This window comes from Kitasatospora sp. NPDC050463 (genome assembly GCF_040655255.1).
GTDB lineage: Bacteria > Actinomycetota > Actinomycetes > Streptomycetales > Streptomycetaceae > Kitasatospora.
The window spans coordinates 337,137-364,036 of sequence record NZ_JBFAJO010000001.1 but is presented as its reverse complement, the minus strand read 5'-3'; the positions used below and the strand labels follow the sequence as shown (position 1 = coordinate 364,036).

The 26,900-nt window shown below is 73.5% G+C and carries 28 protein-coding genes; 21 read left to right on the top strand and 7 right to left on the bottom strand.

What is annotated here, in order from left to right; genetic code table 11:
• Nucleotide 1: 1 nt before the first annotated feature.
• The 7 genes from AB0J08_RS01640 (at nucleotide 2) to AB0J08_RS01610 (ending at nucleotide 4,829) form a co-directional block, all read left to right on the top strand.
• Entirely contained in the window at nucleotides 2-295 is a 294-nt protein-coding gene (locus tag AB0J08_RS01640) for a MoaD/ThiS family protein (protein WP_360625062.1), read from the top strand.
• A 5-nt stretch (nucleotides 296-300) separates the two neighbouring features.
• Nucleotides 301-1,734, top strand: coding sequence for a hypothetical protein (locus tag AB0J08_RS01635; RefSeq protein WP_360625059.1), 1,434 nt, complete (start codon nucleotides 301-303; stop codon nucleotides 1,732-1,734).
• Nucleotides 1,735-1,942: 208 nt separating this feature from the next.
• Complete coding sequence (locus AB0J08_RS01630) at nucleotides 1,943-2,659, top strand: DUF2993 domain-containing protein (RefSeq protein WP_360625056.1); 717 nt, start codon at nucleotides 1,943-1,945, stop codon at nucleotides 2,657-2,659.
• A gap of 303 nt (nucleotides 2,660-2,962) precedes the next feature.
• Entirely contained in the window at nucleotides 2,963-3,043 is an 81-nt protein-coding gene (locus AB0J08_RS01625) for an Ms5788A family Cys-rich leader peptide (RefSeq protein WP_350517234.1), read from the top strand.
• 225 nt (nucleotides 3,044-3,268) lie between these two features.
• On the top strand, nucleotides 3,269-4,102 hold the full coding sequence (locus AB0J08_RS01620; RefSeq protein WP_360625053.1) for a sulfurtransferase: 834 nt from the start codon (nucleotides 3,269-3,271) through the stop codon (nucleotides 4,100-4,102).
• A 40-nt stretch (nucleotides 4,103-4,142) separates the two neighbouring features.
• Nucleotides 4,143-4,433, top strand: coding sequence for a DUF1416 domain-containing protein (locus AB0J08_RS01615; protein WP_093861460.1), 291 nt, complete (start codon nucleotides 4,143-4,145; stop codon nucleotides 4,431-4,433).
• Nucleotides 4,434-4,544: 111 nt separating this feature from the next.
• On the top strand, nucleotides 4,545-4,829 hold the full coding sequence (locus AB0J08_RS01610; protein WP_360625050.1) for a DUF3099 domain-containing protein: 285 nt from the start codon (nucleotides 4,545-4,547) through the stop codon (nucleotides 4,827-4,829).
• Here the strand turns inward: AB0J08_RS01610 and AB0J08_RS01605 are convergent.
• Complete coding sequence (locus AB0J08_RS01605; protein WP_360625047.1) at nucleotides 4,823-5,206, bottom strand: DsrE family protein; 384 nt, start codon at nucleotides 5,204-5,206, stop codon at nucleotides 4,823-4,825. The genes AB0J08_RS01610 and AB0J08_RS01605 overlap by 7 nt on opposite strands.
• 287 nt (nucleotides 5,207-5,493) lie before the next feature.
• On the opposite strand from AB0J08_RS01605, the gene AB0J08_RS01600 reads away from it, so the two are divergent.
• The 3 genes from AB0J08_RS01600 (at nucleotide 5,494) to AB0J08_RS01590 (ending at nucleotide 7,673) form a co-directional block, all read left to right on the top strand.
• Entirely contained in the window at nucleotides 5,494-6,096 is a 603-nt protein-coding gene (locus tag AB0J08_RS01600) for an FABP family protein (protein ID WP_360625044.1), read from the top strand.
• A gap of 139 nt (nucleotides 6,097-6,235) precedes the next feature.
• Nucleotides 6,236-6,700, top strand: coding sequence for a Fur family transcriptional regulator (locus AB0J08_RS01595; protein WP_360625041.1), 465 nt, complete (start codon nucleotides 6,236-6,238; stop codon nucleotides 6,698-6,700).
• Between the two features lie 10 nt (nucleotides 6,701-6,710).
• Nucleotides 6,711-7,673, top strand: coding sequence for a folate-binding protein (locus AB0J08_RS01590; protein ID WP_360625038.1), 963 nt, complete (start codon nucleotides 6,711-6,713; stop codon nucleotides 7,671-7,673).
• Nucleotides 7,674-7,707: 34 nt separating this feature from the next.
• Here AB0J08_RS01590 and dtd read toward each other — a convergent pair whose 3' ends face one another.
• The gene (gene dtd, locus AB0J08_RS01585; protein ID WP_360625035.1) at nucleotides 7,708-8,172 is read right to left on the bottom strand and encodes a D-aminoacyl-tRNA deacylase; all 465 of its coding nucleotides are present in this window, start codon (nucleotides 8,170-8,172) and stop codon (nucleotides 7,708-7,710) included.
• A gap of 477 nt (nucleotides 8,173-8,649) precedes the next feature.
• Here dtd and AB0J08_RS01580 point away from each other — a divergent pair, with 477 nt between their 5' ends.
• The 3 genes from AB0J08_RS01580 (at nucleotide 8,650) to AB0J08_RS01570 (ending at nucleotide 10,605) form a co-directional block, all read left to right on the top strand.
• Nucleotides 8,650-9,270 (top strand): ABC transporter substrate-binding protein, encoded by a 621-nt coding sequence (locus AB0J08_RS01580; RefSeq protein WP_360625032.1) that lies wholly within the window; start codon nucleotides 8,650-8,652, stop codon nucleotides 9,268-9,270.
• A gap of 74 nt (nucleotides 9,271-9,344) precedes the next feature.
• Entirely contained in the window at nucleotides 9,345-10,304 is a 960-nt protein-coding gene (locus AB0J08_RS01575; RefSeq protein WP_360625029.1) for an asparaginase, read from the top strand.
• 85 nt (nucleotides 10,305-10,389) lie between these two features.
• Entirely contained in the window at nucleotides 10,390-10,605 is a 216-nt protein-coding gene (locus AB0J08_RS01570) for a dodecin (RefSeq protein ID WP_360625025.1), read from the top strand.
• A 179-nt stretch (nucleotides 10,606-10,784) separates the two neighbouring features.
• On the opposite strand, the gene AB0J08_RS01565 is transcribed toward AB0J08_RS01570, so the two are convergent.
• The 3 genes from AB0J08_RS01565 to AB0J08_RS01555 are packed head-to-tail and all read right to left on the bottom strand — an operon-like array spanning nucleotide 10,785 to nucleotide 13,650.
• Nucleotides 10,785-11,606 (bottom strand): heme ABC transporter ATP-binding protein, encoded by an 822-nt coding sequence (locus tag AB0J08_RS01565; protein WP_360625022.1) that lies wholly within the window; start codon nucleotides 11,604-11,606, stop codon nucleotides 10,785-10,787.
• Nucleotides 11,603-12,670, bottom strand: coding sequence for an iron ABC transporter permease (locus tag AB0J08_RS01560; RefSeq protein WP_360625019.1), 1,068 nt, complete (start codon nucleotides 12,668-12,670; stop codon nucleotides 11,603-11,605). Before AB0J08_RS01560 ends, AB0J08_RS01565 begins: the two co-directional genes overlap by 4 nt.
• Nucleotides 12,667-13,650, bottom strand: coding sequence for an ABC transporter substrate-binding protein (locus AB0J08_RS01555; protein ID WP_360625187.1), 984 nt, complete (start codon nucleotides 13,648-13,650; stop codon nucleotides 12,667-12,669). Before AB0J08_RS01555 ends, AB0J08_RS01560 begins: the two co-directional genes overlap by 4 nt.
• 205 nt (nucleotides 13,651-13,855) lie before the next feature.
• Between AB0J08_RS01555 and AB0J08_RS01550 the strand changes: the two genes are divergently transcribed.
• Both AB0J08_RS01550 and AB0J08_RS01545 read left to right on the top strand, forming a co-directional pair.
• Nucleotides 13,856-15,355 carry an HtaA domain-containing protein gene (locus AB0J08_RS01550; RefSeq protein WP_360625015.1) on the top strand — a complete coding sequence of 500 codons (1,500 nt, stop codon included), beginning with the start codon at nucleotides 13,856-13,858 and terminating at the stop codon, nucleotides 15,353-15,355.
• Between the two features lie 40 nt (nucleotides 15,356-15,395).
• On the top strand, nucleotides 15,396-17,057 hold the full coding sequence (locus tag AB0J08_RS01545; protein ID WP_360625012.1) for an HtaA domain-containing protein: 1,662 nt from the start codon (nucleotides 15,396-15,398) through the stop codon (nucleotides 17,055-17,057).
• A 109-nt stretch (nucleotides 17,058-17,166) separates the two neighbouring features.
• Here AB0J08_RS01545 and AB0J08_RS01540 read toward each other — a convergent pair whose 3' ends face one another.
• Both AB0J08_RS01540 and AB0J08_RS01535 read right to left on the bottom strand, forming a co-directional pair.
• Nucleotides 17,167-17,832: a biliverdin-producing heme oxygenase gene (locus tag AB0J08_RS01540; RefSeq protein ID WP_360625009.1), complete on the bottom strand. Its 666-nt coding sequence runs from the start codon at nucleotides 17,830-17,832 to the stop codon at nucleotides 17,167-17,169.
• Between the two features lie 223 nt (nucleotides 17,833-18,055).
• On the bottom strand, nucleotides 18,056-18,547 hold the full coding sequence (locus AB0J08_RS01535) for an inorganic diphosphatase (protein ID WP_329492202.1): 492 nt from the start codon (nucleotides 18,545-18,547) through the stop codon (nucleotides 18,056-18,058).
• A 76-nt stretch (nucleotides 18,548-18,623) separates the two neighbouring features.
• Between AB0J08_RS01535 and dacB the strand changes: the two genes are divergently transcribed.
• From dacB to folE, 6 genes are all read left to right on the top strand, one after another.
• Nucleotides 18,624-20,282, top strand: a complete 1,659-nt coding sequence (dacB, locus tag AB0J08_RS01530) for a D-alanyl-D-alanine carboxypeptidase/D-alanyl-D-alanine-endopeptidase (protein ID WP_360625006.1) — start codon at nucleotides 18,624-18,626, stop codon at nucleotides 20,280-20,282.
• A 183-nt stretch (nucleotides 20,283-20,465) separates the two neighbouring features.
• Entirely contained in the window at nucleotides 20,466-21,641 is a 1,176-nt protein-coding gene (locus AB0J08_RS01525) for a zinc-dependent metalloprotease (RefSeq protein WP_360625003.1), read from the top strand.
• A gap of 490 nt (nucleotides 21,642-22,131) precedes the next feature.
• Nucleotides 22,132-23,259, top strand: coding sequence for a tRNA lysidine(34) synthetase TilS (tilS, locus tag AB0J08_RS01520; protein WP_360625000.1), 1,128 nt, complete (start codon nucleotides 22,132-22,134; stop codon nucleotides 23,257-23,259).
• Between the two features lie 71 nt (nucleotides 23,260-23,330).
• The gene (hpt, locus tag AB0J08_RS01515; RefSeq protein WP_280685463.1) at nucleotides 23,331-23,885 is read left to right on the top strand and encodes a hypoxanthine phosphoribosyltransferase; all 555 of its coding nucleotides are present in this window, start codon (nucleotides 23,331-23,333) and stop codon (nucleotides 23,883-23,885) included.
• 235 nt (nucleotides 23,886-24,120) lie between these two features.
• A complete protein-coding gene (ftsH, locus tag AB0J08_RS01510; RefSeq protein ID WP_360624997.1) occupies nucleotides 24,121-26,178 on the top strand; it encodes an ATP-dependent zinc metalloprotease FtsH in 2,058 nt (685 codons plus the stop codon).
• A 109-nt stretch (nucleotides 26,179-26,287) separates the two neighbouring features.
• Nucleotides 26,288-26,893 carry a GTP cyclohydrolase I FolE gene (gene folE, locus AB0J08_RS01505; RefSeq protein WP_360625184.1) on the top strand — a complete coding sequence of 202 codons (606 nt, stop codon included), beginning with the start codon at nucleotides 26,288-26,290 and terminating at the stop codon, nucleotides 26,891-26,893.
• Nucleotides 26,894-26,900: the final 7 nt, after the last annotated feature.

Genomic DNA, 26,900 nt, shown 5'->3' with positions numbered 1-26,900 from the left:
CATGGGCGCGACCACCGAACCAGCGGGCGCCGCTCGGGCGAGCGGGACGATCCGCTACTGGGCGGCGGCGAAGTCGGAGGCCGGGCTGGCCGAGGAGCCGTACGAGGCGGCGACCCTGGCGGAGGCACTGGCGGCGGCCAAGGCGCGGCACGCCGACCGGCCGAAGCTCGTCCGGTTGCTCGGCCACTGCTCCTACCTGGTCGACGGCTCTCCGGTCGGCGGCCGTGACCACGCGACGGTGTCCCTCACCGAGGGCGGCACGGTCGAGGTGCTCCCGCCGTTCGCGGGAGGGTGAGCGGCGTGACGGACCCGAACAACGTGAACGGCGGCCCGCAGGGTGCCGGCCCGGGCGGCTGGCAGCAGCAGCCGCCGCAGCCGCCGCATCCGCAGGCGCAGTCCCAGTACCCGTACGCCCCGCAGCAGGGGTACGCGCCGGAGCAGTATCCGCAGCAGGAGCACCCGGCTCGGCCGTACGCCCCTGGCGCGGGCCAGGCGCCGGGGCACCCGGGCGGCCACCAGCCGCTCGGCGCGCCGGGTGAGCAGCCGCCGTACGGCGGTCGCCCGGCGCACCAGCAGCAGCCGTACGGACAGTCCCAGCCGTACGGACAGTCCCAGCCGTACGGGCAGCACCGGCAGCAGCCCCAGCCGTACGCGCGGCAGCCGCACGGGCAGCAGCCGTCGTCCGCGCAGCCGCCCGTGGACGACGCGGCGACCACGCTGCTCCCGCCCGTCCCGCCGATGGACGACGCGGCGACCACGCTGCTCCCCCCGGTGGTGGTGTCGGGTGCGATGCCGACCGCGCCGCCCGGCCGGAGGCCCGCCCCGGCACCCGCGGCGAACCCTGCCGCGGCCCCGCAGCCGGTCTTCGACCCGCCGACCATGACGCTCAAGCGTCCGCCGGCTCCCGGTCCGGCCGGCGCCCCCGCCGGTGCCCCCACCGGCCGCCGACGGGCCGGCGCGTCGCACGGCGCCGTCCCGGCACAGCCCGTTCCCGCCGCCGGGTCCGTCCCCGGCGCACCCGTCCGGACCGGCTCGCCGATCAACGACCCGGGCCTGCAGCCCGCGCTGATCACCGCCGGTGCGGCCGCGCTGCTGGCCGGTGCGGCGGCGCTCGGGCAGCCGGCGTTGGCGCTGGTCGTGGCGCTGCTCCAGGTGCTGACGGCAGCCGGCTGGTTCCGGCTGAACGGCATGTGGCCCGCCCGCCAGGGCATCGCCCTCGCCGCGCTGGCCGGTCTGACCGCCGACGTGGCGGTGCTGCTGGCCGGCTCCGACGGGGGCGCGGCAGCCGTCGTCGGCACCCTCGGCGGGTTCTTCCTGCTCGTCCTGGTGCTCCAGACGTTCCGCCCCTCGGACCCGAAGGAGCGGTTCTACGCGCTCACCGTGCTCGGCTCGGCCACCGTGGTGACGGCGCTCTGCACCGCGCTGCTGCTGGCGGACTGGGTGCCGGCGGCGGTCGGCGCGGTGGCGCTGGCGACCGTACTGGCCGCCGCGCCGCTGCCCGGCCCGAAGCAGCTGGGCCCGGTGCTCGGCCTGCTGGCGGCTGTGGTGTTCGGCCTGGCCGTCGGGGCCCCGCCGGCGCTGGGCGCCCTGGCGGGTCTGGGCGCGCTGGTCGGCCGCCGGGTGGCGGGGTACGACTTCCCGTCCCGGTTCGTGCACATGACGGCGGGCGTGGCGCTGCCGCTGGCGGTGGCCTCGCCGCTGATCTGGATCGCCACCCGCCTGCTGGCCGGCTGATCCCGGGCAGCGCTCCCCCGACGCCCGGACCCGGAACCATGCTCCGGGGCCGGGCGTCGTACCGTCGTGCGGGCGCGGCCTCCGGCGGCGGGCGCCCGGGGCGGGCGCGCGCCAGGACCGGAGCACCGACGAGAACGACGAGATCGACGAGAACGACGAAGAGAACGACGCGTACGACGGCAGCGGCAGGCGACGACGGGGGAGAGCGATGCGCGGTTGGCTGAAGGCGACGATCGGCCTGGTGGTGCTTTCCGGCTTGCTGGTGGGTGCGGACCGGATCGCCGTGGGCGTGGCCGAGGACAAGGTCGCCGAGCAACTGGTGAAGAGCGGCCGGATGAGCCAGCGGCCGGACGTGTCGATCGGTGACGTCCCGTTCCTCACCGATCTGCTCTCGAAGGAGGTGGACGACCTCCGGATCTCGGCCGACGGGCTGACCGTCGGCGACGGCACCCATCAGGTGGCACTGCACTCCTTCAAGGCCCGGCTGTCCGGGGTCACGGTGAGCAACAGCCTGACCAGTGCCAAGGTGGCCAAGGGCAGCGGCAGCGGCCTGATCTCCTACGCGGACCTCGCCCAGCTGCTGCCGCCCGCGTCCCAGATGGTGCCGGCCGCCGGTCGGCTGCCGGTGAGTGCCAACACCCGGCTGAGCCTGTCGTACGGCGGTCCGGGCAAGATCAAGGCGGCGCTGGGTCCGCTCGCGGTCGGCGAGGGTTCGGTGCACAGCGAGGGCAACACCGTCACGGCGGACGGGTTCCAGCTCACCGGGGTGGCCGCGATGGTCGCGGGGGTGACCAACCAGAAGGTCGATCCGGTCAGTTTCACCCTCGACCGGCTCCCGGCCGGGCTGAAGCTGTCCGGGGTGACGCCGCAGGAGGAGGGCCTCCAGCTGTCCTTCCAGGGCGACGGCGTGACCCTGATCGGCTGACGCCCCCCCCGCCACGGGTCGCCGCCCTTGCTGCCGCCAGTCCGCGCCGCCCCCTGTCCGCGCCGCCCCGGCCGGCCCGCGCGACCCCTGCCGCTTCTGTCCCGCTCCGCGAGACGCGCTGTCCAGTGCCCGACCGCGGGGCGGCGTGCTGCGCGCCCCTGGCGCCCCCGAGGGGAGCTCCGTAGGACCGTTGGCCGGTTCCCGCCCACCATGGAATGGCCAAATCTCGCAATGCGAGCGATCTGGTCTCATCATTCGATACGCTGGTGACAGCGGGCGCCCCGTGTCCCTAGCATCGTCGGCATGAAGCGACAGACGGACCTCACGAAGCGGCGGGCGGTAGACCTGTGCCGCGTGGCCGCCTGTCTGTGTCGAATGCGCTAACTCGGCGTCTTTGCAGGGCAGTTCCTGCCCGCCGCCGATTCCTCCGGTGATCTGGCCCGGTACCTGGTGCCGGCCATCCCCGCTGCATACCGCAGACCATCGCTCGGAACAGCGCGTCACCCTCGTCCGTCCCAGTATTCGGACGTAGATTCGGAACGGCGCCGCCGACGAGCACACCCAGCAGCAGCACCTTCCGCAAACCGCCCTCGGATGGAGAACATCACCATGAGCCGCAGCGACGTCCTGGTCGACGCCGACTGGGTCCAGGCCCGCCTGGACGACCCGAAGGTTGTCATCGTCGAGGTCGACGAGGACACCTCCGCCTACGAGAAGAACCACATCCGCAACGCCGTCCGGATCGACTGGAAGACCGACCTCCAGGACCCGGTCCGCCGCGACTTCATCGACCAGGCCGGCTTCGAGGCGCTGCTCAGCGCCAAGGGCATCGCCAACGACGACATCGTCGTCCTGTACGGCGGCAACAACAACTGGTTCGCCTCGTACGCCTACTGGTACTTCAAGCTGTACGGCCACGGCGACGTCCGCCTGCTGGACGGCGGCCGCAAGAAGTGGGAGCTGGACTCCCGCGACCTGGTCACCGAGGTGCCGGCCCGCGCCGCGACCGCGTACAAGGCGCAGGCCGTCGACTCCTCGATCCGCGCCTTCCGCGACGACGTGATCGCCGCCATCGGCAACCTCAACCTGGTCGACGTCCGCTCGCCCGACGAGTTCTCCGGCAAGCTGCTCGCCCCGGCCCACCTCCCGCAGGAGCAGTCGCAGCGCCCCGGCCACGTGCCGAGCGCCCGCAACATCCCGTGGGCCAAGAACGCCAACGACGACGGCACCTTCAAGAGCGACGACGAGCTGAAGGCCCTGTACGAGGCCGAGGGCATCGATCTGGCGAAGGACACCATCGCCTACTGCCGCATCGGCGAGCGCTCCGCGCTCACCTGGTTCGTGCTGCACGAGCTGCTCGGCCAGGCGAACGTGAAGAACTACGACGGCTCCTGGACCGAGTACGGCAGCCTCGTCGGCGTGCCGATCGAGCTCGGCAACTGAACCGCCGGCTCCACCCGTAAGGCTGAAGGGAAGACAAGACATGTGCGGTGCGAAGGCCGGTGGGCCGGACCTGGCAGGAGTTGACGTGGCGAACGAGACGATCATCCAGGGTTCCGTGACCCGAGACGGCGAGCCGGTCAACGGCTACGTCCGGCTGCTCGACGAGGGCGGGGAGTTCACGGCCGAGGTGCCCACCTCGGCGACCGGCCAGTTCCGGTTCTTCGCCCGCCCGGGCAAGTGGACCCTGCGGGCGCTGGTCCCGGGCCAGACCGTGGACCGCCAGGTGGTCGCCTCCCAGGGCAACCTGACCGAGGTCGCCATCGCGGTCTGAACGGTCTGAACGGTCTGAGCGCGCCGACGCGCGCCGGATCCGACGTGACCGGGCGGATCCGACACCGAGGGCCCCTGCTTCCGCAGGGGCCCTCGGTCGTACCGTGGAAGCGTGCAGGGGAGCCGGCGACACCGCTACTACTACGCCATGATGGGCGTCTGCCTGGGGCTGTTCGTCCTCGCCTGGGGCGTGGTCCGGTTCTGGTCCGTCCCGGCCGCGATCGGCATGTGCCTGTTCGCGATGGTCATCCCCCCGGCCGCCGCGGTCTTCGCCAACAAGCGGGACCCGGAGGACGACTGGTGGAACGACCCGCGCTGGGAGGACCCGAAGTGGGACGACCCCGGGCACGACCGGGACCGCCCCGACCACGAGGGTCGCCCGCCGGGGGGTCAGTAGACGAGGGCCTGCACGCCGTCGGCCATGATCTCGCTGACGAAGACCTGTGCGCCCGCGATCCGGACACCCTCGACGGTGTCCTTCTGCTCGATCCCGCGCCGGGCCGCGCACTGGGTGCAGAGGGTGACGGTGCCGGCCGCCAGGATCGACTCCAGCAGGTCCGGCAGCGGCGCGGCGTGCGGCAGCTCGAACTCCGCCGCCCGCCCCGGCAGGGCGAACCAGGACGACTCGCCGGTCAGCCAGAGCGACACCTCGATCCCGCTGGCGACGGCCACCGCCGCCACCGTGAAGGCCTGCGAGCAGCGCTCCGGCGCATCCGCCCCGGCGGTGACCTTGATGACGAGCTTCTTCGAGTCGGGCTTCGTATCAGACGACATGCCGCCACCCTAGGTCCCGGCGAAATGCCGACGTGGTGGGGCTCACCGAGACCCGTCGTCACCCGGCGGATAGAGTGAGCGGCAGCAAAATCCACCACACTGTCGCCGCCCTGGGAGCCCCCCGTGTCCGGTCTGGAAATCTTCTTCGACGGTCTGCTGGCCCTCATGGCCGTGCTGATCACCTGGTTCGCCATCTTCTCGGTGATGAAGCTGTACCAGGGTCAGCGCTGAGCCGGCTGCCGTACGGTTGAAGCCGCCCCACATCGACGACGACAGCGACCAGGAACATGATCGAGATCCCCTCTGACCTCCACAAGGACGTCGTCCCGCTCGCCTTCCTCCTCGGCACCTGGGAGGGCGCGGGCGTCTACGCGCCGCTTCCCGGCGAGGAGACCGCCGGCGCGGAGAAGTGCAACTTCGGCCAGGAGATCGTCTTCCGGCACGACGGCCGGCCCTTCCTGGAGTTCCGCTCCCGCACCTGGGTGCTGGACAGCGAGGGCGAGAAGATCCGCCCGCTGGAGAACGAGCACGCGTTCTGGCGCGTCACCAGCAACCAGCACGGCACCAGCGGTGCCCGCGGGATCGAGATCTCCTCCATCCGCGACGACGGCACCGTGGAGATCTGGTACGGCGAGCTGGCCGACGGCAAGCCGCAGATCGACGTCTCCACCGACGCGGTGGCCCGGATCGAGGGGTCGCCGGAGTACTCGGGCGGCAAGCGTCTCTTCGGCTTCGTCAACGAGGAGCTGCTCTGGGTCGGCGAGAAGGCCGCCCCGAACGTGCCGCTGCGCCCGTACATGTCGGCGCAGCTGAAGAAGGTGCTCAGCCCGGCTCAGCTGATCAAGGACATCAACGACCTGCCGGACGACGGCATCGCGTTCTTCCGCTGAGCACGGCCTTCCGCCGAGCGCGGCTTCCGCTGAGCCCGGCCCTTCGCTGAGCACAGCTCACCTTGCACGAGGTAGGGACCGGTCGGGGGCCGGTCCCTACACTTGCAGCAGGACCCCCGACCTTGGCAGGGACAGCACCGTGGCGGACACCGGCACCACCGACTGGCAGCTCTCCGGCGACTGGAAGGCCGACCTGCGTGAGCGCGGCTACCGCCTCACGCCCCAGCGCCAGCTCGTCCTGGAGGCGGTCGACGTGCTCGACCACGCGACTCCGGACGACATCCTCGGCCACGTCCGCCGCACGGCCAGCGGCATCAACATCTCCACCGTCTACCGGACCCTGGAGCTGCTGGAGGAGCTCGGCCTGGTGTCGCACGCGCACCTCGGCCACGGCGCCCCGACGTACCACCTGGCGGGCCGTCACCACCATCTGCACCTGGTCTGCCGGGACTGCGAGAAGGTCACCGAGACGGGTACCGAGATCGCCCGGCCGCTGATCGAGAGCCTGCGTGAGCAGCACGGTTTCGACACCGACCTCAAGCATTTCGCCATCTTCGGCCGCTGCGCCGACTGCACCGCCAAGCTCGCCGAGGACCGGTCGTAAGCTGGCCGGTATGAAGAGCCCGCTGCTTGCGCTGCCCGGTGCCGTCCCCGCCGAGGGAACCGACGAGGGCGTGGCCGCCCACTACGGCGACATCTTCCGCGAGCAACGCGACCTCGCCCGGGGCACGGGCTTCGTGGACCTCTCGCACCGCGGTGTGGTGACCGTGACCGGTGCCGACCGGCTGGCCTGGCTGCACCTGCTGCTCACCCAGCACGTCAGCGAGCTGCCCGCCCAGCAGGCCACCGAGGCGCTGGTGCTCTCCGCGAACGGGCACGTCGAGCACGCCCTGTACCTGGTCGACGACGGCACCACCACCTGGGCGCACGTCGAGCCGGGCACCCGGGAGGCGCTGGTCGGCTACCTGGAGAGCATGAAGTTCTTCTACCGGGTGGAGGTCACCGACGCGACCGCCGACTACGCCGTGGTCCACCTGCCGGCCGGCTCCACCGCCTCGGCGGACGGCGCGGCGGCGGTGCGTGAGCTGTCGTACGGGCGGGACCTCTTCCTGCCGCGCGCCGAGTTGGCGGCGCTCACCGGCGGGTACGGCCCGGCGGCCGGCATCTGGGCGTACGAGGCGCTGCGGATCGAGGACCACCGGCCCCGGCTTGGCTTCGAGACCGACCACCGGACCATTCCGCACGAGGTGGACTGGCTGACGACCGCCGTCCACCTGCAGAAGGGCTGCTACCGCGGGCAGGAGACCGTCGCCCGGGTGCACAACCTGGGGCGGCCGCCGCGCCGCCTGGTCTTCCTGCACCTGGACGGCACCGAGGAGGTGCTGCCCCCGCACGGTACGGAGGTGCGGCTCGCCTCGGACCCGGCCGGCCGTGCGTTGGGCTTCGTGACCTCCTCGGCGCGCCACCACGAGCTGGGGCCGATCGCGCTGGCCATCGTCAAGCGGAACGTCCCGGTGGACGCGGTGCTGCTGGCCGGGACGGTGCCCGGGACGCAGGACGTGATCGTCCCGCAGTAGCAGGCGGGCCGGACGGGCCGGACCGGCTGTCGGGTCAGACCTCGACCAGGACGGTGAACGGGCCGTCGTTCACCAGCGCGACCCGCATGTCCGCCCCGAAGCGGCCGGTCTCGACCTTGGCGCCGAGCGCGCGCAGCTGGGCGACCACCTCGTCCACCAGCGGCTCGGCGACCGGGCCGGGGGCGGCCGCGTTCCAGGTGGGGCGGCGGCCCTTGCGGGCGTCCCCGTAGAGGGTGAACTGGCTGATCACCAGGAGCGGCGCGCCCAGGTCGGAGCAGGACAGCTCGACGCCGTCCTCTCGGGTCTGCGGCTCCTCCCCGGCGGGCGCCTCCAGCAGTCGCAGCGTCCAGAGCTTGCGGGCCAGCTGGGCCGCCTCGGCGGGGGTGTCCTCGTGCGTGACGCCGACCAGGACGCAGAGCCCGGGCCCCTCGATCGCGCCGACGGTCTCGCCCGCCACCGTCACCCTGGCTTCGGTCACTCGCTGCACCACTGCTCGCATGCGGCCATTGTGCCGGAGCCGGCAGTGCGGTTCTGCGGCCCCCTGAGGGGCGTGCATGGGGTAGCCGCGCGCCCGGTTGTGTGCGCCTGCGTGCCGGGCGGTGCCGCTCCTGCTGCGAAAAGACCCGGTCATATCAGCCACCCCCGTTCGCCAGGGGGCCGTTCGGGTGCACGGGCGGTGCACCGGCGGTGGGCGGAGTGGCACGCTGGGGCGGTACGAGGGTCCGGGGCGCCAAGGTCCGCCGCAACGGGCCCGTTCGGCCGGGCGGTCGAGTCGGTAGGTCAGGCGTTCTGGTGGCGTCGCCCCGCGGGGTGGCGCCGGCGGGGGGCGGGAACCTTCGGGGGCGATCGCGCGTGCCGTCGGACGGGTGTGCGCGGTGGGTACGCGCGACGGCCCGCCGGGGGGACGGGCCGGACCGGCGGCAGGCGACGGGGTGCCGCGAGCGGGCGGGATCGGACGACGGCAGGTGGTTGGTTGATGGACGCGAGCAGCGCGGGGCGGGACCGGTCCGGGCGGATGCCCGAGGACCTGGAGCCGGCAGCGGGTCCTCCGGGCCCGGCGGCGGGCCCGGAGGGCGAGCCCGATCTGGAGGGGTTGGGCCTGGAGCAGCTGAGGACCCTGCGCCGGGAGACCCTGGAGCAGGAGGCGGACCTCTCCTATCTGCGGCGCCTGCTGCACGGGCGGATGGACATCCTGCGGGCCGAGCTCGACCGCCGGCCGGGTGCGCTCCTGGTGGCGGCGGGGGGTGAGAGCCCGGCGGGAGGCGCCCTGCTGGACCGGCTGCCGGCCATCCTCACCGACGCTCCGTCGACGGTGCGCCGGTCCGCCCGGCACGTCACCCTGGGGCCGCCCAGGGGCCAGCAGTCTCAGCTGGAGGCGGACGCCCTGATGGGTGATGTCCAGCTGGCGGACCTGGCCGCGCACCCTCCCGAGGACCTGCTGGCCGCGTTGGACCGGCTGCGGGCGCACGAGCGCGAGGTGTCCGGCCGGCGGCAGCTGCTGCTGCGGACGGCGGACGGCTGCAGCGCCGAGATCACCCGCAGGTACCGTGATGGAGAAGCGCGGGTCGACGACCTGCTCGCGGGCGGCCCGCTCTGACCGGGTGAGGTGTCCGGGGCGGGCGTGCGGTCCGGCTCGCCCCCGGCCCACCCTCACCCCGGAAGGCTTCCGCCATGTCCCACTCCGTCGCCCTGCCCGTGCTCGCCGAGGTCATACGCTCCGGCTTCACCGAGGGCCGGCACCACGGATCGCTGGTACTGCTCGCCGCCGACGGCTCGGTGGAGTTCGCGCTGGGCAGCCCCGACGCGCCGGTCTTCCCGCGCTCGTGCGCCAAGCCGTTCCAGGCGGTGGCCACCCTGCGGGCGGGCCTGGCGATCGAGGGCGAGCTGCTGGCGCTGGCGGCGTCCAGCCACTCCGCGGAATCGTTTCACCGGGACGGCGTACGGCGGATCCTGAGCGAGGCCGGGCTGGACGAGTCCGCTCTGCGGACCCCGGCGGACCTGCCGCTCGACGAGACCGAGGCGGAGCTGTACCTGCAGTCCGGCGGCGAGCGCGCACCGATCCTGATGGACTGCTCGGGCAAGCACGCGGGCTGGCTGGCCGCCTGTGTCGCCAACGGCTGGCCCACCGAGACCTACCTCGACCCGGCACACCCCGTCCAGCTGCTCGCCCGCGAGGCCCTGGAGGAGGCCACCGGCGAGTCGGCGGCGCACGCCGGGGTGGACGGCTGCGGCGCGCCGCTGCTGGCCGTCAGCCTGACGGGGCTGGCCCGCGGCTACCGGGCGCTGCTGCGCGCCGAGCCGGGGACGCCGCAGCGCCGGGTGGTCGACGCCATGCGCGCGCATCCCGAGTACGTGGCCGGTACCCGCCGGGCCGACACCTGGCTGATGCGGGCGGTGCCGGGCGCGCTGTCCAAGATGGGTGCCGAGGCCGTACAGGTGGTGGCGCTGCCGGACGGCCGGGCGCTCGCCTTCAAGATCGACGACGGTGCCGAGCGGGCCCGCGGGCCGGTCCTGGCGGCCGCGCTGCGCCGGCTCGGCGTGACGGCCGCGGACGGCACGGTCGAGCGGATCGGCGCCGCGCCGCTGCTCGGTGGCGGCGTGCCGGTCGGCGAGATCCGGGCGGCCTTCTGAGGCCTGCCGGCGGGCGCCGGAGTGCGGACCGACCGGTGGCGGTGCACGGTGGACGGGGGCCGTCGCACAGCTGAGGGAGTCCGTCATGAGCGAGCACGTGTACCGGGTGACCGAGATCGTCGGGTCCTCGACCGAGAGCATCGACGCCGCGATCCGCAACGGGGTCGAACGGGCCTCCCGGACGCTGCGCAACCTCGACTGGTTCGAGGTGACGCAGGTCCGGGGCCACCTCGCGGACGGCCGGATCCAGCACTACCAGGTCGGCCTGAAGGTCGGTTTCCGGCTCGACGACGAGGCCTGACCGGGGTCCGACGACGCCGGGCGGGCCGGTCTCCCGGCCTCCTCCGCCGGCCGGTCCCCCGGCGTCGTCCCTCCGGCCGGTCTCACCGTGGCGGCCCGGCGGCCGCTCTCCCGGCGTCCCGCCGGCGGAGGCCGACCGCCGGTCCTCAGCGACCCCCGGTCGTCAGCGGCCCCCGGTGCTCACCGGTCGCGTTCCGGCAGGACCAGCGGGACGCCCGTGCGCGGGTGCGCCAGCACCTCGACCGGGTGCCCGTAGACCTCGCTGAGCAGCGGCGCGCGCAGCACCTCGGCCACCGGTCCGTCCGCGACCGTCGCGCCGGCGGCCAGCAGCACCACCCGGTCCGCGTAGGCCGCCGCCAGTGAGAGGTCGTGCAGGACGACGACCATGGCGTCCCCGGCGGCCGCCCGGGCCCGGGCGACCCGCAGCACCAGCTCCTGGTGGCGCAGGTCGAGGGCGGCGGTGGGCTCGTCCAGCAGCAGCAGCGCCGTCCGCTGGGCCAGCACCCGGGCCAGTGCCACCCGGGCCCGCTCGCCGCCGGAGAGCGCGGTGAACGGCCGCCCGGCGAAGGCGGTGGACTCGGTCGCGGCCATCGCCTCGGCGACCACCGCGTCGTCCTCGGCGGCGGCCGCGGTGCCGGCCCAGGGTGCGCGGCCCATCCGGACCACCTCGTCCGCCGGGAACGGGAAGGAGAGGGCGGCCGACTGCGGCAGCAGCGCGCGGTGCCGGGCGAGTTCGGCGGGCCGGTAGCCGGCCAGCGGGCGGTCGAGCAGCCGGACCTCGCCACCGGTCGGCGCGAGGTCGCCGGCCAGCACGGAGAGAAGGGTGGACTTGCCGGCGCCGTTCGGCCCGAGCAGGGCGACCACCTCGCCGGCCGTCACCCGGACGTCCGCGCCGGCCAGCAGCTCGCGCCCGCCGACCGTCAGCCGGACGGCCTCGGCGGTGAGCAGGTCGGTGCCCGGGGCGGGGCGTTCGGGTACCCCGGGTCGGGCGCGCAGCCTCATGCCCAGCCTCCCTGCTTGGTCCTGGTGCGGCGCAGCAGCCAGAAGAAGAACGGGCTGCCGATCAGCGCGGTGAGCACACCGAGCGGGAGTTCGGCGGGCTCCGCCAGGGTGCGGGCGGCGAGGTCGCCGGCGACCAGTACGAGCGCACCGCCGAGGGCGGAGGCGGGCAGCAGGAACCGGTGGCCCGGTCCGGCCACCATCCGCAGCAGGTGCGGGACGACCAGGCCGACGAAGCCGATGATGCCGCTGATCGCGACGGCGGCGGCGGTGAGCAGGGCGACCAGCGTGATCAGCACCAGGCGCATCCGCTCGACGTCCACGCCGAGGTGGCGGGCCGGCCGCTCGCCGAGTGCCAGCAGGTCCAACTGCCGTGCGTAGCGGGGGGCGAGGGCCAGGCCGACGAGCGCGAACGGCAGCACGGCCAGGACCTTGCCCCAGGTGGCCTGGGAGAGCGAACCGAGCTGCCAGAAGGTGACCTGGCTGATCGCGGCGGAGTCGGCGGTGAACAGGAAGAGGCCGATCAGCGCGCCGCAGAAGGCGTTCACCGCGACCCCGGTGAGGATCAGCGTGACCACCTCGGTGCGGCCGCCCGTGCGGGACATCGTGTACACCGCGAAGACCGTCAGCAGGCCGGTCGCGAAGGCGAAGGCGGTGATGGTCCAGGTGCCGAAGGCGTCCAGGCCGAGCACGATGCAGCCGACCGCGCCGACCGCGCCGCCGGAGGAGACGCCGATCACGGCGGGCTCGGCGAGCGGGTTGCCGAACACGCCCTGCATCAGCGCGCCCGCGCAGCCGAGCGAGCCGCCGACCAGCAGGGCGAGCACCACCCGGGGGAGGCGGACGTTCCACAGCACCGACTCGGGGACCCGGTCCAGTGGGTGGCCGCCGAGGCCGAGCCGGTGGCCGAAGGAGGCGAGGATGTCGCCGAGCGGGATGCGGTAGGCGCCGATGCCGGCCGCGAGCAGGGCGCAGAGCACCAGGGCGGCGGCCAGACCGGCGGTGATCACGGCGGTGCGTCGCGGCCCGGGCAGGGCGAGGGGCTTCTTCCGTACGGCGGTGCTCACTCGGCGGCCGCCGGGTAGAGCTGGTCGGCGATCTCGCGGAGCACCTGCGGGGTGCGCGGGCCGTAGCTGAGCAGTTGGCCGTCCTCGATCGAGACGATCCGGCGGTCCAGCCCGGCCGGGGTCTGGGCGACGCCGGGCAGCTTGAGCAGGCCGTCGACGCCGCCGACCGACTCCAGGCCCCTGCTCATCACCAGGATCGCGTCGGGGGCCGCCTTGACCAGGGCCTCGCTGGTGAGCGGGGTGAAGTCGCCGGTGAGCCCGGCGGCCCTGCCGGCGTCCTCGCCGCCGACGGCCTCGATCAGCGAGGTGGCGCCGGAGGCCGGGCCGCCGAGGAGGAAGACGGAGGCGCTGCCGCGCAGGTACAGGAAGGCGACCTTGGGGTGGCGGTCGACGGTGGGCAGCGCGGCCGTCGTCCCGGTGATCCGCTGCTCGGTGCGTTCCTTCAGCTGCCGGCCGGCGTCCGGGACGCCGAGGCCGGCGGCGACGGTGTCGATCCGGGGGCCGACGTCGGCGAGTCGCTTGGCGTCGTCCAGGACGATCAGCGGGACGCCGGCCGCGCGGATCTGCGCGATCGCCTCGGCGGGGCCGGTGGAGCGGTCGGCGAGGACGACGGTCGGGTGCAGCGAGAGCACGCCCTCGGCGGAGACGTCGTGCGCCTGGGTGATCACCGGTAGCGCGGCGGCCTGCTGGAAGGTGGTGGAGACGTCCCTGGCGACCACCTTGGGGCCGAGGCCGAGGCTGAACACGATCTCGGCGAGGCTTCCGTTGAGCGGGATGATCCGGTTGGCGCTGGTCACGGTCACCTGGCGGCCGTCGGCGGAGGCGGCGGTGGCCGGCAGCCGGGGAGTGGGCTCCGCGGGCAGTGGTTCCACGGCGTCCGGGGCCCGCGAGGCACCGGCCTCGGCGGTCGCGCCGGCGGGGCCGGCGCCCGAGCCGCAGGCGGTCAGCGCGAGCAGCAGACCGAGGGCCACCAGCAGCAGGAGTGGCCCGCGGGCCACCCGGGTTCGGATCGTGCTGCTGCTCAACGTGCGTCCCTTCGCTGGGAGTTGTCGCCGCAGGCGGCGGTGGTCGAGGGTCCCGCCGGCGGGACTCTTGACTCATATATTAGGTTAGCCTTACCTGAGTTCCACAAGAGGGTCGGCGCTGCGCCGACCCCTGTCCTGTTGTGCCGAGGAGTGATCCGCCGTGCCGCTGCCCAGACGGCTCCGTCGCCTGGCCGCCACCCTGGTGGCCACCCTCGCCGCTCTCCTGACGGTGGCGCTGCTGCCGGGCCCGGCGGTGGCGGCGGAGGGCAAGGTGTCCGGCGGGCGGCTGGACTGGGGGATCAAGCAGTCCTTCCTGACGTACGTCACCGGCCCGATCGCCAAGGGGAGTTGGGCGCTCACCGGGGGCGCCGCCACGGTCGCCGGGAGCACCTTCCGGTTCCACTCGGCCAACGGCGCGTACGACCCGGCGACCGGCGCGCTGAGCGCCGCGTTCTCCGGCGGGGTCCGCTTCACCGGGCACCAGGAGAACGGCGCCGACGCCCTCGATCTGAGCATCGGCCGGCTCACCTTCCGGGCCGCCGCGGGCGGCGGTGCCGGGCTGTACGCGGACGTCAGCAGCAAGTCCAGGGAGACCGGTCAGGTCAGCAGCGTGAGCCAGGCCAAGCTCGCGGACCTCTCGCTGGCGGGGGTCGACCTGCGCGGCGCCGCCGGCACCCTGGCGCTCGGCAGCGTGCCCGCGACGCTGACCGACGCCGGGGCGAAGGCCTTCGGCAACTTCTACGCCGCCGGGACGGCGCTGGACCCGGTCAGCCTCTCGGTCAACCTGCCGGCGGCGCAGCCGACCTCGGCCCCGTCGCCGTCCGCCCCGTCGTCCGCGCCGGCCGCCGTGCCCACCACCCACCCCGCCGCGACGCCGGAGCAGCCGGCGGCCACCCCGCCGTCGGCCGCTCCCGGGGCCCCGGCCCGGACGGAGTTCGCGAACGGCGCGCTCGACTGGGGCGTTCGCCGGACCTTCCGCGACTACGTCACCGGCCCGATCGCCCAGGGCCGTTGGGAGCTCGGCGGTGGCGCGGCGGACGGCGGCGCGTTCTTCCGCTGGACCCCGGCCAAGGGCGGGTACGACCCGGCGGCCGGCGCCCTCACCGCGTCCTTCGGCGGCAGCGTCCGCTTCACCGGCATGCGGAGCGGCGACGCCTACGGGCTCGACCTCACCCTCGCCAACCCGGGCGTGACGGTGGCCGGCGGCCAGGGCCGGCTGGTCGCGGACGTCTCCGGCCGGACGCCCGACGGCGGTTCGCAGACATTGAGCGCGGTCGAGCTGGCCGCCTTCGACGCGGCCGGCCTGACGCCCGAGGCGGGCCTGCTGAAGGCCGTCGAACGTCCGCTCAGGCTCACCGAAGCCGGCGCCAAGGCCTTCGGCAACCTCTACCCGACGGGTACCGAGATGGACCCGCTGAGCTTCGCCGTCGCCCTCGACCCGGGCGCCGCGCTCCCCCCGCTGCCGGACATCGGCAGCGCCCCGCCGGCCGCGCCGAGCCCGGGCGCCGCCACGGCGTCCGCGGCCGCGCCCGCCGCCGCGTCCTCCTCCTCGGACGTCGTCCCGGCGGTGGCGGGCGGCCTGCTGGTGGTCGCGCTGGCCGCGACCGCCGCGGTGCTCGTCCGGCGCCGGCGCCGTTCCACCCCCACCGACGCGGCCTGACGTCGGTCCCCGCCCCCCGCTCACCGAACGGAGTTCCACCATGTCCCGCAGCACCGCCATGCCCGCAGGCCGTCGCAACCGCACCCGGCCGGCCGCCCTCGCCGCCGCCACCGCGGGCCTCGGCCTGACCGTCCTCGGGGCGCCCGCCCTGGCCTTCGGCGCGGGGGGCGCACCCGGCAGCGTCACGTACGACACTGGCGCGCTGGACTGGGGGGTCAAGACCAGCTTCCGGACCTACGTCACCGGTCCGGTCGGCCAGGGCAGCGTGGAGCTGACCGGCGGCGCCACCACCAACGCGGACGGCAGCTTCCACTTCGGTCTGGCGAGTGCGGCCTACGACCTCACCACGCACTCGCTCACCTCGGCTTTCACCGGCGGGGTCCGCTTCACCGCCCACCACGGCGCGCTGGACGTCGGCCTGAGCGACCTGAAGATCTCCACCTCGGGCACGACCGGCACGCTGACCGCCGACACCGCCTCCAAGGAGTCGATGGGCGCCACCGAGGTCACCCGCCGCGACGACGTGCCGCTGGTGACGTTCACCGTCGGCCGGGACACCACCACCGGCGTGCCGACGGCGGCCGCGCTCACCGAGCAGGGGGCCAAGGCGTTCGCCGGCTTCTACCAGGCCGGGACCGCGATGGACCCGCTGGCGCTGCTGCTGAAGCAGAGCCCGGCCACGCCGTCGCCGACCGCCACGGCGTCGGCGTCGCAGTCCCCGGGCGCGACCGGTTCGCCGTCCGCCTCGGGCTCGCCCTCCGCCACCGGTTCGCCGTCCGCGACGCAGTCGCCGAGCGGCACCGGTTCGCCGTCGGCGTCGCAGCCCCCGAGCGGCACCGGCTCGCCGTCCGCCTCGGCTTCGCCCACCGCCTCGGGCTCGCCGTCGGCGACGCGGTCGCCGGACGCGACCGGTTCGCCGTCCGCCACCTCCGCGCCGATCGGCAACGGTGAACTCGCCATCGTGAACGCCACCCTGGACTGGTCGGTCAAGGCGAGCTTCCGCAACTACCTGACGACGATGGCCAACGGCAGGGTGGAGTTCGGCGGCGGCGCCGCGGACTACCGCTTCGGCGGCGGCAACGGCACCTACGACACCGCGACGCACGCGGTGTCGGCCGGCTTCAACGGTTCGGTCCGCTTCCTCGGGCACCCGGAGGGTGGCGGCTACCAGCTGGACACCACCCTCGCCAAGTTCGGCCTGAAGATCGACAAGGACGGCGCCTACCTGACCGCGGACGTCCACGCGAAGTCCCGGGACGGGAAGGGCGACACCGCGCTCACCGGCGTCCGGATCGCCAAGCTGGACCTCGCCAAGACCGACCTCACCCCGGTCAACGGCGTGGTGACGCTCTCCGGCGTCCCGGCCACGCTGACCGCGGAGGGTGTGCCGGCGTTCGGCGGCTACCCGGCGGGTGAGGCGCTCGACCCGGTCACCGTCGCACTGGCCTTCGACAAGGGGGCCCGGCTGCCGACCGGTACGGGTGCCGGTGTCGGTGGCGGCGTCACCAATGTCGGTACGGGCTCCGGCGGTGGCACGGGCACGGTCGGCGGCGCCTCGCTGACCACCGGCGGCGGCGCCTCGCTGGCCTCCACCGGCGCGGACACCCCGGTGGTGCCGCTGCTGGCCACCGCGGCCGGCCTGCTGCTGCTCGGCGGCAGCGCCACCGTGCTGGTCCGCCGTCGGAGCGGCGCGCGGATCTGATCCCGCACCCCGACGCGACCGGGCCCCGGCGGGCAACTGCCCGCCGGGGCCCGGTGCTTGGACGCCTCCCGGTGCACGAACGCCCGAGGGCGTCCCTGCACCGCGGTGGCTAGGCGCTGAGCGGGTAACGCCCGTCCAGGTCGCGGAAGATCGCGCCGTTGAGCACGAAGGCGCGCTTGCACTCCTCGACCACCCGGCGGCGCTCGATGTCGTCCAGCGCGAGCCCGGCGGCGTCCAGCTTGGCCCGGTAGTCGCGCTTGAAGGCGGCCGGGTTGTCGATCTCCTCGAACACGTAGAACCGCACGCCGTCGCCCTTGCGTTCGAAGCCCCAGGTCTTCTCGGCGATGCCGCGGATGATCTGACCGCCCGACAGGTCGCCGAGGTAGCGGGTGTAGTGGTGTGCGACGTACCCGGCCGGCCACTCGGCCGCCAGCTCCTCCACCCGGGCCACGTACGCGGCGGTGGCGGGCAGCGGTGCCAGGCCCTCGCGCCAGCCGGGCCCGCGCAGGTGCTCCAGGTCGCGCTCGATGGCGCCGGTGCGCAGCAGGGCCCGGTCGATGAACGGTCCGGCCACCGGGTGGTCCGCCAGCTCGGCGGCCCGGCCCTCCAGAGCCCGGTAGACGTACCAGAGCTGGCCCGTGAGGTCGGCGTAGGCGTCGATCCCGAGCCGCCCTCCCAGCAGGTGGCTCATGAACGACGACTGCTCCGCGGCCTCGTGCTCCTCGCTGCTGGCGGTGCGGAGCACGGTGGAGAACGGGACGGGCTGCTCGGGCATGGGCATGCGGCCTCCAGAGGTCGAAATCGGCCCCGACTTTTTAGTTAGCCTAACCTAAGTCGCCGTCATGTCGACAGAGTGTCGGCAAAAAGTCGGGCCGGCGACGGAGCGGGGCGGGCCCGGGAACGGCGAAGGCCGGGACCCGCGGACGACTCCGCGAACCCCGGCCTTCGACTGCCCCGACCTACCCCGAACGCCCTGCGAACGAGATCGGTACGAGGGCTCAGTGACCGCCCTGCTCCGCCAGCCGCTTGATCGACGCGGTGACCTCGGCCTCGGCCTCGGCGCGGCCGACCCAGTTGGCGCCCTCGACGGACTTGCCGGGCTCCAGGTCCTTGTAGACCTCGAAGAAGTGCTGGATCTCCAGACGGTCGAACTCCGACACGTGGTGGATGTCCTGCAGGTGCTCCCAGCGGGGGTCGGTCGCCGGGACGCAGAGCAGCTTGTCGTCGCCGCCGGCCTCGTCCGTCATCTTGAACATGCCGATGACGCGGCACTTGATCAGGCAACCGGGGAAGGTCGGCTCCTCAAGGATGACCAGGGCGTCCAGCGGGTCGCCGTCGTCCGCCAGGGTGCCCTCGACATAGCCGTAGTCGGCCGGGTAGCGGGTCGAGGTGAACAGCATCCGGTCAAGGCGAAGACGACCGCTCTCGTGGTCGACCTCGTACTTGTTGCGCGAGCCCTTAGGGATTTCGATAAGGACGTCGAACTCCAACGGTTCCTCCAAGGTAGGGACTGACAGAATCCAAGTGTCTCCTACGGGAGCGGGTGCTCAGGAAAGGGGCCGGTCGGTGGGAGCAGGGGTCGGGGCGGGAGACCGCCGCAGGGGGACGGCCGCCGGGTTGTTCGGAGCGGCGCTGCTGGTCGCCGGCACGGTGCTGTCCTCGGGTGGCTGGGCGTACGCCCAGCCCTCTCCCTCGCCCGGCGGGCACAGCGCGGGCCACGGCGAGGACGGGAAGCACGACGACCGGGGCAACGGCCGGGGCGACGACAAGGGTGACGGCCGGAGCCGGGGCGGCGACCCGGCCGGGAGCCGGGCAGGTGCGGCGGAGTCGCCCGACCCCACCGGAGCCGCCGGGCCGGCCGGCCCGACCGCCCCCTCGGCCGTCACCACGCCCCCCGCCGCGCCCTCCGGCACGCCCGCCACTCCGGCCGCCGGGCGCCCGGCCCCCGCCGCAGGGGCCGTCCTTGCCTCGGCCGAGACCGGCCCGACCGCCGCACTGCCGACCGCCCAGGGGCTCCAGCAGGCCCTCGCCGCCGCCCTCGGCGACCGGAACCTGGGCACCGTGAGCTTCGCCGTCGCGGACGCCGCCGGCGGCCGTCTCCTCTACGGCTCGGGGGAGAACGCGCCCGCCACCCCGGCCTCCACCACCAAGCTGGCGACCACCGTCGCGGCGCTCTCGCTGATCCCGGGCGACACCCGGTTGACCACCCGGGTCGTCAAGGGTGCGAACCCCGGCGAGATCACCCTCGTGGGTGGTGGTGACCCGACCCTCACCGCGCTGCCCCCCGACCAGGTGCAGATCGGCGGCCTGCCCGCCGACGCCGACACCGCCCCCGCCTCGCTGGAGGCGCTGGCCCGGCAGACCGCCGACGCCCTCAAGGCCGGCGGCACCACCACCGTCAAGCTCGACTACGACCTCTCGCTCTACTCGGGCAACCCGCAGCACAAGAACCACGACGCCGCCAACATCGCGCTGGTCACCCCGTTGATGGTCGACGAGGGCAGGGTCGACCCGAAGAGTCGTGAGGATGCGCCGGCCCGGGTGGCCGACCCGGCCGGCCAGGCCGCCGACGCCTTCGCCGCCCAGTTGAAGGCCCAGGGTGTCACCGTCGACGGCAAGGCCAAGCCCGCCGCCGCCCCCGCGGCCGCCACCGCACCCGTCCTCGGTCGGGTGGACTCGCCGACCGTCGCCCGCCTGGTCGAGCGCCTGCTGACCACCTCCGACAACACCCTCGCCGAGGCGATCGCCCGTCAGGCCGCGCTCGCCGCGCACCAGCCGGCCAGCTTCGAGGGCGCCGCCACCGCCGTCACCCAGGAACTCGCCCGGCTCGGCGTGCCGATGACCGGGGTGGTCCTGGGCGACGGCAGCGGGCTGTACCCGGGCAACGCGATCCCGCCGGCCGTCCTGGTCCAGCTGCTCGCGCTGGCCGCCTCGGACCAGCACCCGACGCTGCGTCCGGTCCTCACCGGCCTGCCGATCGCCGGCTTCACCGGCACCCTCGGCAAGCGCTTCGGCGCCGCCTCCGGCGCCGCCGAGGCGGCCGGGCTGGTCCGGGCCAAGACCGGCAGCCTGAGCGGCGTCAACACCCTGGCCGGCACGGTGGTGGACGCCGAGGGCCGGCTGCTCGCCTTCGCCGTGATGACGAAGACCGGCGCGTCCGCCGACACCGCCCGCGCCGCGATGGACCGCGTCGTGGCCAGGCTGGCCGCCTGCGGCTGCCACTGACCCGGCCGCCGGGCCGCGGCGCACCACCGACGCCGACCCCCGTGCAGGGCCGATCCCCGTGCGGGGACGGCGGGTTCGGCTCCGCGCGGCCGCTGACCGGCGCGCCCGCGTCCGGTCGCCCGTCCGGCAGGACGTGGGCACCCGTGGCTCCCCCGGACGGGCCGGAGCACGTACGGTGAGGGCATGACGAGCGCGAGCGGCGGTGCTGACATGGTCGACTGGAATCTCGCGGTCGCAACAGCGACCAGGCTGGTACGGCCGGGGCCGGAGGTGAGCCGCGCGGAGGCGGCGGCCGTGGTCGCCGAGCTGCGCCGGCACGCCCTGGAGGCGGAGGAGCACGTCCGGACGTTCACCGGCATGCGTTCCAGCAGCCTCGGCGCGGCCGCGGCGACCCCGGTGCTGATCGTGGACCGGCCCGGCTGGGTGCGGGCCAACGTCGCGGGCTTCCGTACCGTCGTCCAGCCGCTGGTGGAGAAGCTCCAGGCCCGCCGGTCCGGCAGCGCGGCCGCCGGCGTCTTCGGCGCGGTGGGGGAGAAGGCCACCGGCATCGAGGTCGGCGCCCTGCTGGCCTTCCTGGCGACCAAGGTGCTCGGTCAGTACGAGACGTTCGCCCCGGCCGAGCCCTCGCTGGAGGCGCCGGACAGTCCGGCCGCGCTCTTCGACAAGCCCCGGCTGGGCCCCGACGGCCCCGGCCCGGGACGGCTGCTGCTGGTGGCGCCGAACATCGTGCACGTCGAGCGGGAGCTGGACGTGCACCCGGCCGACTTCCGGCTCTGGGTCTGCCTGCACGAGGAGACCCACCGCACCCAGTTCACCGCCGTGCCGTGGCTGCGCGACCACATCCAGTCCGAGGTGCAGTCGTTCCTGGCCGAGACGGACGTCGACCCGGGGGCGCTGCTGGACCGGCTGCGGGACGCGGCCGGTTCGCTCGGCGGCGGCCTGCCGGGTCTCGGCGGCCGGGGCGAGGCGGGCCCCACGGGGCTGCTGGAGATCGTCCAGTCGCCCTCCCAGCGGGAGATCCTCGGCCGCCTGACGGCCGTGATGTCGCTGCTGGAGGGTCACGCGGACGTCGTGATGGACGGCGTGGGCCCGGCCGTGGTGCCGAGCGTGGCGGAGATCCGGGAGAAGTTCCAGCAGCGCCGGGACCGCGGGGCCAACCGGCTCGACCTGGTGCTGCGCCGGCTGCTCGGCATGGACGCCAAGCTCCGTCAGTACCAGGACGGCGCGGTCTTCGTGCGGGGCGTGGTGGAGCAGGTCGGGATGGACGGCTTCAACCGGGTCTGGACGTCCCCGAACACCCTGCCGACCAAGGAAGAGATCCACGACCCGTCCGCCTGGGTGGCCCGGGTCGTGCGCTGAGGAAAGGCTGTGTTGTCGCCCGGCTCGCCTCCGGGCCGCATTGGTCCGGCGCCGACGGTCGGCGCTCCGTCGCTCCTTCGTCGCTCCCGCGCTTCTCCCTTTCGGCACCGGCGCGGCCCTTCGGCTCGGGGCGGGTTCGGTGTGGGGCTGCGGTCACTACGAGCGCTCGGGGCGGGTTCGGCTCGGGGCGGGGTGTCGGCCGCTCGCCTTCGGGTGCTCCTGGGTGCTGCCCTCGCCTTGGGGTGGCTCCGGGTGGTCGGCAGCGGTCAAAGCCGTTCGTACGAGTGGTCCAATCGTGCAGATGGCGGGTGAAGATACGTTTCTCCATTCACCCGTACGTGGGACGGTGGTCGTACCGGTGGCGCGGGTGGCGTAGCGGGTGCCTCCTTTCTGCCACCATCTGTGAGCGCCCGGTAACACGGTGCTCACACATGCGCGGCCCCCGCCGCGCCCACCGCCGTCCTGTCCCTCCGTCAAGGAGTCGTCCGCCGTGGGCCCACACCCCGCTGTCGCAGCGATACGCCTGGCCGTACGCCGCACGCTCACCGACCTCGCCGCCGAGGCCGGCACCACCTTCACCGCGCCCGTGCGCGAGCCCCGCGAGCGCCCGAGCGGGGCGCCGCTGGTCGGCGCCGCCGTCGGGACCACCCTGATCGGCAACGCCCACCGCCACCCGTCCGGGCTGCCGCGCACCCCGGCCGCGCCCGGCTCGCCGCTGGTCCTGGTCGCCGTCAGCGGCGGTGCCGACTCGATGGCGCTGGCCATCGCGACCGCCTTCGAGGCACCCAAGCTGGGCCTGCGGGTCGGCGCCGTCACCGTCGACCACGGTCTGCAGAGCGGTTCCGCCGACCGCGCCGCCCAGGTCGCCGAGCGGCTCCGCTCGCTCGGGCTCGACCCGGTCGAGGCCGTGCCGGTCCGGGTCGGCCGCGCCGGCGGCCCCGAGGCCGCCGCCCGGGACGCCCGCTACGCCGCCCTGGACTCGGCCGCCGAGCGCCACGGCGCCGTCGCCGTCCTGCTCGGCCACACCCGCGACGACCAGGCGGAGACGGTGCTGCTGGGCCTGGCCCGCGGCTCCGGCGCCCGTTCGCTGGCCGGCATGCCAGCCCAGAAGGGCCGCTACCGCCGCCCGCTGCTGGAGCTCGACCGGGCCGCCACCCGCCAGGCCTGCTCCGCCCAGGCGATCCCGGTCTGGGACGACCCGCACAACTGTGACCCCGCCTACACCCGCTCCCGGGTGCGCCACGAGGTGCTGCCGGTGTTGGAGAAGCATCTCGGCGGCGGTGTGGTCGAGGCGCTGGCCCGGACCGCCCGGTTGTTCCGTGACGACGCCGACGCCCTGGACCAGTGGGCCGCGCTCGCCGAGCGCGATCTGCGGACCGGCGAGGGCACCCTGGACGCCGCGAAGCTGGCCGAACTGCCGTCCGCGGTGCGCCGCCGGGTGCTTCGCAGGGCCGCGCTGCGGGCGGGCTGTCCGGCCGGCGACCTCTTCGCGCGCCACCTCGAAACGATCGATCTGCTGGTCACCGGTTGGCACGGTCAGGGGCCGCTGCACCTACCCGGGGGCGTCGAAGCCACCCGCAGGTGTGGCACGCTGGTCTTTCGGCGGCAGGGCGACTGACGGGCAGGCATGCTCCCGGGGCGCCGGGCCGCCGGCCATCCAGACCCCGAACGTTTGAGGACGTATCCCCGGTGGACCAGAACGACATGGGCGCTGACCTCGCGAAGGTGCTCATCAGCAAGGACGAGATCGACGCCAAGCTCCTGGAGCTTGCCGAGCGCATCGACCGGGACTACGCGGGCAAGGACCTGCTGATCGTCGGCGTCCTCAAGGGGGCCGTGATGGTCATGGCGGACCTCGCCCGTACCCTGCACTCGCAGGTGACGATGGACTGGATGGCCGTCTCCTCGTACGGGATGGGCACCAAGTCCTCCGGTGTGGTGCGGATCCTCAAGGACCTCGACACCGACATCGCCGGCCGCGACGTCCTGATCGTCGAGGACATCATCGACTCGGGGCTGACGCTCTCCTGGCTGCTGGGCAACCTGGGCTCGCGCGGCCCGGCCTCGCTGGAGGTCTGCACGCTGCTGCGCAAGCCCGACGCGGCCAAGGTCGAGATCGACGTCAAGTACGTCGGGTTCGACATCCCCAACGAGTTCGTGGTCGGCTACGGGCTCGACTATGCGGAGAAGCTGCGCAATCTCCCCTTCATCGGCACCCTCGCCCCGCACGTCTACGGCGGCTGAGGGAGGATTCGCGCCTCGTTCGGGCTACGGACGGGAACAGTGGACCGTTCCCGCCCGTTGCATCGGGGGAAATAGAAGTAGGTCGTGTCGCTGTGCTCCCGCCACCGGCGGGTCGGACTGCGGTACGGTCCAATAAAACCGCTCTTCACATGAGCAGAGACCGGATGCGCCGGCGGCCCAGGCCCCGCGGCGCCGTCGAGTGGCAGGAGGGACGGGGCGGCAACGCCCCGCATGGATGGACGTCAAGCGATACTTCCGTGCGCCGATCATGTGGATCGTGCTGGCCGTCCTCGCCGTCATCGTGCTGATGCAGGTCGTTTCTGACTCGAACGGCTACAAGACGGTGGACACCGGGCAGGTCGTCGCAGCGATCGACGCCAAGCAGGTCAAGTCGGCGCAGATCACCACTGGTGACTCGAACACGATCAAGATCCAGCTGAAGGACGGCGCAACGCTGTCCAACGCCGGCACGGGCAAGACCCCGTCCGGCTCCAAGTTCCAGGCCTCGTACATCGGCGACCAGGGTGTCGCGATCGCCGACAAGCTCCAGGCCCAGATCAACGACACCGACCAGAGCACCCTTTCCGAGGGCTACACCATCAGCCCGGAGAAGCAGAGCACCTTCGTCAGCCTGCTGCTGTCGATGCTGCCCATCGTGATCATCGTTCTGGTCTTCCTGTTCCTGATGAACCAGATGCAGGGCGGCGGCTCGCGCGTCATGCAGTTCGGCAAGTCGAAGGCCAAGCTGCTCACCAAGGACACCCCGAAGACGACCTTCTCGGACGTCGCCGGTGCGGACGAGGCGGTGGAGGAGCTCCACGAGATCAAGGAGTTCCTGCAGGAGCCGGCCAAGTTCCAGGCCGTCGGCGCCAAGATCCCCAAGGGCGTGCTGCTCTACGGCCCGCCCGGTACCGGCAAGACCCTGCTGGCGCGTGCCGTCGCGGGCGAGGCCGGGGTGCCGTTCTACTCGATCTCCGGCTCGGACTTCGTCGAGATGTTCGTCGGTGTCGGCGCCAGCCGGGTCCGCGACCTCTTCGAGCAGGCCAAGGCGAACGCCCCGGCGATCGTCTTCGTCGACGAGATCGACGCCGTCGGCCGGCACCGCGGTGCGGGTCTCGGCGGCGGTCACGACGAGCGCGAGCAGACCCTCAACCAGCTGCTGGTCGAGATGGACGGCTTCGACGTCAAGGGCGGCGTGATCCTGATCGCGGCCACCAACCGCCCCGACATCCTCGACCCGGCGCTGCTGCGCCCGGGCCGATTCGACCGCCAGATCGCGGTGGAGCGCCCCGACCTCCAGGGCCGACTGGACATCCTCAAGGTGCACCAGAAGGGCAAGCCGGTCGCGCCGGACGTCGACCTCTCGGCCGTCGCCAAGCGCACCCCCGGCTTCACCGGTGCGGACCTGGCGAACGTCCTCAACGAGGCCGCTCTGCTGACCGCCCGCTCGGACAAGAAGCTGGTCGACAACGTCACGCTGGACGAGGCGATCGACCGCGTCGTGGCCGGCCCGCAGAAGCGGACCCGGATCATGTCCGAGAAGGAGAAGAAGATCACCGCGTACCACGAGGGCGGCCACGCCCTGGTGGCGGCGGCGTGCCCCAACAGCGACCCGGTGCACAAGATCACGATCCTGTCCCGCGGTCGGGCCCTCGGCTACACCATGGTGCTGCCGGACGAGGACAAGTACTCCACCACCCGCAACGAGATGCTCGACCAGCTGGCGTACATGCTGGGCGGGCGCGCGGCGGAGGAGCTGGTCTTCCACGACCCGACCACCGGCGCCTCGAACGACATCGAGAAGGCCACCGCCACCGCGCGGGCCATGGTGACCCAGTACGGCATGACCGAGCGCCTCGGCGCGATCAAGTTCGGCTCGGACAACTCGGAGCCGTTCCTCGGTCGTGAGATGGGCCACCAGCGCGACTACTCGGAAGAGGTCGCCGGGCTGGTCGACGAAGAGGTCAAGAAGCTCATCGAGAACGCGCACAACGAGGCCTGGGAGATCCTGGTCGAGAACCGCGACGTGCTCGACAACCTGGTCCTGGAGCTCCTGGAGAAGGAGACCCTCAACAAGGAGCAGATCGCCGAGATCTTCTCGACCATCGTCAAGCGCCCGGCCCGGCCGGCCTGGACGGGCTCGTCCCGCCGGACGCCGTCCACCCGGCCGCCGGTGCAGTCCCCGAAGGAGCTGGCGCTGACCAACGGCGCCGCCGCCACCGCCGCCGAGGTCTCTCCGGTCGACGTGGTGAAGCTCCCGCCGCTGCCGGCGGAGCCGCCCGCCGAGGGCTGATCCGCCCGCGAAACGGACGGAATGGATGCCGTGCCACCGGGGTTTGTACCCTGGAGGCGCGGCATCCGTGCTGTTCAGCCAAGTCGTCCCACTAGTTAGCGAGGCCCGCATGATCGACCCGGTGACGCTCGACGGTCCGTCCACCGTCGGGACCTTCGACCAGAAGCGGGCCGAGAACGCCATCCGCGAGCTGCTGCTCGCCGTGGGGGAGGACCCGGATCGCGAGGGTCTGCTGGAGACCCCGGCCCGGGTCGCCAGGGCGTACAAGGAGATATTCGCCGGCCTCTGGCAGGAGCCGGAGGACGTCCTCACCACCACCTTCGACCTGGGCCACGACGAGATGGTGCTGGTCAAGGACATCGAGCTGACCTCGGTCTGCGAGCACCACCTGGTGCCGTTCCGCGGTGTCGCGCACGTCGGCTACATCCCGTCGGTCAACGGCAAGATCACCGGCCTGTCCAAGCTGGCCCGGCTGGTCGACGTCTACGCCCGCCGCCCGCAGGTGCAGGAGCGGCTCACCAGCCAGGTCGCGGACGCGCTGATGCGGATCCTCGAACCGCGCGGCGCGATCGTCGTGATCGAGTGCGAGCACATGTGCATGTCGATGCGCGGCATCCGCAAGCCCGGGGCCAAGACCATCACCTCCTGCGTGCGCGGCCAGCTGCGCGACCCGGCCACCCGGGCCGAGGCGATGAGCCTGATCATCAGCCGCTGACGGCCCG

Bases quoted from the DNA above. Each gene is read 5' to 3' on its own strand.
- AB0J08_RS01540 (WP_360625009.1), bottom strand. From the start codon at position 17,832: ATGCCCGAGCAGCCCGTCCCGTTCTCCACCGTGCTCCGCACCGCCAGC.
- AB0J08_RS01570 (WP_360625025.1), top strand. From the start codon at position 10,390: ATGAGCGAGCACGTGTACCGGGTGACCGAGATCGTCGGGTCCTCGACC.
- AB0J08_RS01615 (WP_093861460.1), top strand. From the start codon at position 4,143: ATGTGCGGTGCGAAGGCCGGTGGGCCGGACCTGGCAGGAGTTGACGTG.
- ftsH (WP_360624997.1), top strand. From the start codon at position 24,121: ATGGACGTCAAGCGATACTTCCGTGCGCCGATCATGTGGATCGTGCTG.
- folE (WP_360625184.1), top strand. From the start codon at position 26,288: ATGATCGACCCGGTGACGCTCGACGGTCCGTCCACCGTCGGGACCTTC.
- AB0J08_RS01620 (WP_360625053.1), top strand. From the start codon at position 3,269: ATGAGCCGCAGCGACGTCCTGGTCGACGCCGACTGGGTCCAGGCCCGC.
- AB0J08_RS01525 (WP_360625003.1), top strand. From the start codon at position 20,466: ATGACGAGCGCGAGCGGCGGTGCTGACATGGTCGACTGGAATCTCGCG.
- AB0J08_RS01640 (WP_360625062.1), top strand. From the start codon at position 2: ATGGGCGCGACCACCGAACCAGCGGGCGCCGCTCGGGCGAGCGGGACG.
- AB0J08_RS01575 (WP_360625029.1), top strand. From the start codon at position 9,345: ATGTCCCACTCCGTCGCCCTGCCCGTGCTCGCCGAGGTCATACGCTCC.
- AB0J08_RS01630 (WP_360625056.1), top strand. From the start codon at position 1,943: ATGCGCGGTTGGCTGAAGGCGACGATCGGCCTGGTGGTGCTTTCCGGC.
- AB0J08_RS01590 (WP_360625038.1), top strand. From the start codon at position 6,711: ATGAAGAGCCCGCTGCTTGCGCTGCCCGGTGCCGTCCCCGCCGAGGGA.
- dtd (WP_360625035.1), bottom strand. From the start codon at position 8,172: ATGCGAGCAGTGGTGCAGCGAGTGACCGAAGCCAGGGTGACGGTGGCG.
- AB0J08_RS01605 (WP_360625047.1), bottom strand. From the start codon at position 5,206: ATGTCGTCTGATACGAAGCCCGACTCGAAGAAGCTCGTCATCAAGGTC.
- AB0J08_RS01600 (WP_360625044.1), top strand. From the start codon at position 5,494: ATGATCGAGATCCCCTCTGACCTCCACAAGGACGTCGTCCCGCTCGCC.
- AB0J08_RS01545 (WP_360625012.1), top strand. From the start codon at position 15,396: ATGTCCCGCAGCACCGCCATGCCCGCAGGCCGTCGCAACCGCACCCGG.
- AB0J08_RS01625 (WP_350517234.1), top strand. From the start codon at position 2,963: ATGAAGCGACAGACGGACCTCACGAAGCGGCGGGCGGTAGACCTGTGC.
- AB0J08_RS01580 (WP_360625032.1), top strand. From the start codon at position 8,650: ATGGACGCGAGCAGCGCGGGGCGGGACCGGTCCGGGCGGATGCCCGAG.
- AB0J08_RS01565 (WP_360625022.1), bottom strand. From the start codon at position 11,606: ATGAGGCTGCGCGCCCGACCCGGGGTACCCGAACGCCCCGCCCCGGGC.